The organism is Mesorhizobium sp. M7A.F.Ca.CA.004.12.1.1 (genome assembly GCF_003997835.1).
Lineage (GTDB): Bacteria > Pseudomonadota > Alphaproteobacteria > Rhizobiales > Rhizobiaceae > Mesorhizobium.
In genome coordinates, this window is record NZ_RZRK01000083.1 from 1 (window position 1) to 5,000 (window position 5,000).

Annotated in this window: 2 protein-coding genes, 1 tRNA gene and 2 rRNA genes (1 of these 5 running past the window's edge); all 5 read right to left on the bottom strand. The window is 58.4% G+C overall.

What is annotated here, in order from left to right; translation table 11 throughout:
- On the bottom strand, positions 1-988 hold a 988-nt coding region (locus EN984_RS06805), incomplete at its 3' end, for a sugar ABC transporter ATP-binding protein (RefSeq protein WP_164765394.1).
- Positions 989-1,084: 96 nt separating this feature from the next.
- Entirely contained in the window at positions 1,085-2,116 is a 1,032-nt protein-coding gene (locus EN984_RS06810; RefSeq protein ID WP_127270832.1) for a substrate-binding domain-containing protein, read from the bottom strand.
- Between the two features lie 682 nt (positions 2,117-2,798).
- Positions 2,799-2,875 (bottom strand) — tRNA-Met (locus EN984_RS06815).
- Positions 2,876-3,099: 224 nt separating this feature from the next.
- Positions 3,100-3,214: ribosomal RNA gene (gene rrf / locus EN984_RS06820) — 5S ribosomal RNA — on the bottom strand.
- Between the two features lie 152 nt (positions 3,215-3,366).
- Positions 3,367-5,000, bottom strand: a 23S ribosomal RNA gene (locus tag EN984_RS06825); it runs 1,188 nt beyond the window's last position.

Sequence of the window (5,000 nt, forward strand, 5' to 3'; positions counted from 1 at the left end):
TGACCGCATCGCCATAGCTGCGCAACCGCAGCTGCTTTCCGTCGAGCACGACGGTTCCTGACGTCATTGGCCTGAGGCCACAGACCGTTTGCGCGATCTCGCTGCGGCCGGCCCCGATGAGGCCGCCTATGCCGAGAATTTCGCCAGCGCGAAGCTGCAGATCGACGTCGGCGAAGCGGCGGCCATCGGAAAGCCCCTCGACCGCGAGAAGCAGGCGCCCCGGCTGTTGCGGCGCCAGCTTGTCGGGATAGAGCTGGGTGATTTCGCGGCCCACCATCTTGCGCACGACATCGTCAGGTGAAACGGCGGCGACCTGATCGGTCGCCACGTACCGGCCGTCGCGGAAGACGGTGACGCGGTCGCACAGCGAGAATATCTCGGCCATGCGGTGGCTGATATAGACCACCGAAATGCCCCGCTCCTTGAGCCCGCGCACGATCGAGAACAGGCGTTGCGCTTCGCTTTCGGTGAGTGCCGCGGTCGGCTCGTCAAGCATCAACACCTTGCAGTCGAGCGTCAGCGCCTTGGCGATCTCGACAAGCTGCTGGTTGGAAATGGAGAGGTCGGCGACCCTGGTGCGCACCGGAATGGGCGCGAGCAGGTCCATGACCTTCTGGGCGTCGGAATAGAGCTTTTGGAAATTCATCAGCGGCGCGCGCCGGCTGTTGATCGCGGCCATGTAGATGTTTTCGGCAACCGTCGCGTCCTGACAGAGCGCGATCTCCTGGTGGACAAGCGCAATGCCGAGACGTTGCGCGGCTGCGGGCGAGTGGATCGAAATGCGCTCACCATCGATCAGGATGTCGCCCTCGTCGGGCTGCAATACACCGGCGATCATGTTCATCAGCGTCGACTTGCCGGCGCCGTTCTCTCCGCACAGTGCATGGATTTCGCCGCGCCGCAGCTCGAACCGTACGTCGCTCAGCGCCTTGACCGGGCCGAATGCCTTGGACAGGCCACGGATTTCAAGAATGGGCGCCTGGGTCACGCCGTGCTCCTGCGATGAACCTGCGGGGGAGGAAGGAGGCCGAAGCCTCCTTCCCGGTTAATCCGGCCATGCCGAGGCCGGGCGGCGAGATCGGGACTATTCCTCGATGCCCTTGGTACCGCGACGCTTGAGGTACTTGTCCCAGTAGAAGTCGTCCGCATTGTCCTTGGAGACAATGGAGAAGCCATTGTCGACGAAGGGCACGCTCATCGGGTTGAAACCCGAACGCTTGGCGTCGTTCATCGGATCGATCAGGCCGGGATGCTTGGCCATCCACAACAGCATGAAGCCCATATAGCCCTGCATGCCCTGGTTTGGATTGACCGAGCCGAAGATCTCGCCGGCCTTGATCATGTCGAGGATCTTGGCATTGACGTCGGCGAGCATGACGCGGATCTTGCCACCGCCTTCCTTGGCGGCCTGGGCAGCGCCGATGGCCGAGTTGGCCTCCGGCATGAACACGGCGCCAAGATCAGGATGCGCCTGCGCCAGGCTCAGAACCGCCTGATAGGCCTTGGTGGGATCCTGGTTCGAAGCGGCGCGGCCGACGAGCTTCATGTCAGGCCATTTGGCTTCCATGCGGGCAACGAACGCGTGGACGCGCTTGTCGTGGTTGTCCTGGCCGGGATTCTCCAGCACCGCATATTCGCCCTTGCCGTCCATCGCCTTGGCAACGGCGTCGGCGGCATAGGTGCCTTCGGCATTGTTGTCGGAGGTGATGTAGGAGACGCGCTTGGAATTCGGCGAGTCGGCGGCGAAGGTCACCACCGCGGTGCCCTGTTCGATGGCGCGGTTGATCGGCTCGATGAACGGATCGGAGTTCATCGGATGCACCAATATGCCGGCCGGCTTCTGCGCCAGCGCTTGGTCGAAGGTCGCGATCTGCTTGTTGACGTCGTATTCCGGCGTACCCGTATAGGCGGTCTCGCAGCCGAACTGCTGGCCGGCCTGCTTGAACATTTCATAGACCGGGAACCAGTATTCGACGCCCGAGACCATGACGTTCATGACATATTTTTCACCCGGCTCGCATTTGAACGGGTTTGGGGTTTCGGCGCGTACCTGCATCGACCCAAAGCAGGTCGATGCAGCCGCCGCGATTGCGAGCGTGCTCAGAAATTTGCGCAAGTTTCCTCCCTTGGCCGAAGCCATCCTCAATGACCGTCGCAGGCGCTCAGCGAGCGCTGCCGTATGGATTTGATGATGCCAACCTTCCTCCGAAAGCCGACGATCGGGACATTACAGCCTCGGCGCACGTTGTCAATATAATTCACATACTGAAATATATTTCACAACCTACTTCCGGGGAGTCTACGCTCCGGTCGACGAAGCTGGTCGCAGGCCGCCAAGGTGCCGTACGGGCCAGGCAAGGCCTTTCCGGCCTTTTTGGCCGCGAACCGGGGAGTGTGGTTGGAGTATCTGCACCCAGGAGTTCGCGCGGTGCCCTCCCGCCGGCCGCGTCTTATCACGTGAAGCCCAGATCTTGTTTGATAAGCATCTGCTCCGAGCGCGGCGTGACGCTCTCCATGTCGCTTGGCCAAGAAGTCTGCTGCTTCGTCGGCTTACAGCAGCCTTGACCACCCGGAGTATTCCGAGAACCTTCGACTGTCCCCCGAATGCGAACGGCCCGCCGGCATTGTTCCAGGCGGATTGTTTGCTTACCGAAGTTTGGTTGGGGAGAGGATTTGAGTTTTCTGTCTTGCGGCTTGGGCTTGGCCTGCTTGGGGGCGCCTGATGACGGGTTAAACGCCGGCACCAGGGCAAAAAACAAAAGAGCCCGCACGAGGCGGGCTGTTTGTTTAGTGAGGTTTGGTTGCGGGGACAGGATTTGAACCTGTGACCTTCAGGTTATGAGCCTGACGAGCTACCGGGCTGCTCCACCCCGCGTCACCTCTTAGCAAGCGTTTGCTTGCTAATCCAAGCAAGCGCTTGCTTGCGTTCCTAAGCAAGCGTTTGCTTGCTTTTTTGTGTAAGCCGAGGCCTACAGATAGGTATATGGCTGACCAAATGAAAGGGCCGCTTACGCGGCCCGTGATCCCTTGGCGGGCCATTTCATAAAGAGAAGACATCACTCCATCCGATTGGATGTGAGTTCAACGTGCGTTTAGCAGACCTGGCAGCGACCTACTCTCCCGCGTCTTGAGACGAAGTACCATCAGCGCTGGAGCGTTTCACGGCCGAGTTCGGAATGGGATCGGGTGCAGCCGCTCCGCCATAACCACCAGGTCGGCAAAACGCACGTTGTTCGAGAAGCTTTTGAGCGAAGGAGCACAAAGAGGCATCGGCAGCGGAGCTGTCGGGTGCCTCTCGGGGCTATTCGCTGGTCCTTTATGTGCCTGTCATCCTCCGATTTGGAGCGATGAGCATAAGGAATGAGAACGATCAAGCCGATCGAACTATTAGTACCGGTAAGCTTCAAGCGTTGCCGCTCTTCCACACCCGGCCTATCAACGTGGTCGTCTTCCACGGTTCTCAGGGAATACTCGTTTTAAGGTGGGTTTCCCGCTTAGATGCCTTCAGCGGTTATCCCGTCCGGATATAGCTACCCTGCTATGCGGCTGGCGCCACAACAGGTCCACCAGAGATCCGTCCATCCCGGTCCTCTCGTACTAGGGACAGATCCTTTCAATATTCCTACACCCACGGCAGATAGGGACCGAACTGTCTCACGACGTTCTGAACCCAACTCACGTACCGCTTTAAATGGCGAACAGCCATACCCTTGGGACCTGCTCCAGCCCCAGGATGCGATGAGTCGACATCGAGGTGCCAAACAACCCCGTCGATATGGACTCTTGGGGGTCATCAGCCTGTTATCCCCGGCGTACCTTTTATCCGTTGAGCGATGGCCCTTCCACGCGGGACCACCGGATCACTATGACCGACTTTCGTCTCTGCTCGACTTGTCAGTCTCGCAGTCAGGCAGGCTTATGCCATTGCACTCAGCGAACGATTTCCGACCGTTCTGAGCCCACCATCGCGCGCCTCCGTTACTCTTTAGGAGGCGACCGCCCCAGTCAAACTACCCACCATACATTGTCCCGGACCCGGATAACGGGCCGCGGTTAGACATCCATAGTAATAAGGGTGGTATTTCAAGGGTGGCTCCACCTGAGCTGGCGCCCAGGTTTCAAAGCCTACCACCTATCCTACACATGCCACTACGAATGCCAATGTAAAGCTATAGTAAAGGTGCACGGGGTCTTTCCGTCTAACCGCAGGAACCCCGCATCTTCACGGGGAATTCAATTTCACTGAGTCTATGCTGGAGACAGCGGGGAAGTCGTTACGCCATTCGTGCAGGTCGGAACTTACCCGACAAGGAATTTCGCTACCTTAGGACCGTTATAGTTACGGCCGCCGTTTACTGGGGCTTCGATTCAGAGCTTGCACCCCTCCTCTTAACCTTCCAGCACCGGGCAGGCGTCAGACCCTATACGTCGTCTTGCGACTTCGCAGAGCCCTGTGTTTTTGATAAACAGTCGCTACCCCCTGGTCTGTGCCACCCTCCTCTACTTGCGTAGAAAAGGGTCACGCTTCTTCCGAAGTTACGCGTGCAATTTGCCGAGTTCCTTCAGCATAGTTCTCTCAAGCGCCTTGGTATACTCTACCAGACCACCAGTGTCGGTTTCGGGTACGGTTTATAAGGAGGAGCTATTTCCTGGAACCACGCAGCAGCCCGTTCAATCCGATAAGATTGGACTACCTCAATGATCCGTCACTACCTCCAAGCCCACGAATATTAACGTGGTTCCCATCGACTACGCGTTTCCGCCTCGTCTTAGGGGCCGGCTAACCCTGCTCAGATTAGCTTTAAGCAGGAACCCTTGGTCTTTCGGCGGGGGAGTCTCTCACTCCCCTTACGTTACTCATGTCAGCATTCGCACTTCTGATACCTCCACCACCCCTCACGGGTATGGCTTCATCAGCTTACAGAACGCTCCGCTACCGCTTGGCCCTTGCGGACCAAACCCTAAGCTTCGGTGTATGGCTTTAGCCCCGTTACATTTTC